The sequence below is a fragment of the Pseudomonas sp. SIMBA_068 genome, from assembly GCF_046534705.1.
Classification (GTDB): Bacteria; Pseudomonadota; Gammaproteobacteria; order Pseudomonadales; family Pseudomonadaceae; genus Aquipseudomonas; species Aquipseudomonas putida.
The window spans coordinates 1-240 of sequence record NZ_JAWRYI010001495.1 but is presented as its reverse complement, the minus strand read 5'-3'; the positions used below and the strand labels follow the sequence as shown (position 1 = coordinate 240).

At 57.9% G+C, this 240-nt stretch carries 1 protein-coding gene; it reads left to right on the top strand.

What is annotated here, in order from left to right:
- Positions 1-59 precede the first annotated feature (59 nt).
- The coding region (locus SB756_RS34630; protein WP_250105473.1) for a hypothetical protein at positions 60-240 on the top strand (181 nt) is incomplete at its 3' end.

Sequence of the window (240 nt, the reverse complement as noted above, 5' to 3'; positions counted from 1 at the left end):
CCTGACCCGGAAATGTTCCGCATCGGCGCTTCGGCAGTCGCTAATCTTGAGCCGCAATAATGAGCGCGCTCAACTCCCTGCCATTACCGGTGGTCAGGCTGCTGGCGTTCTTTCATGAAGAGTTAAGCGAGCGGCGACCAGGTCGCGTGCCGCAGACCGTGCAACTCTGGGTAGGCTGCCTGCTGGTGATTCTGATCTCGATGACCTTTGAGATCCCTTTTGTGGCGTTATCGCTGGCAG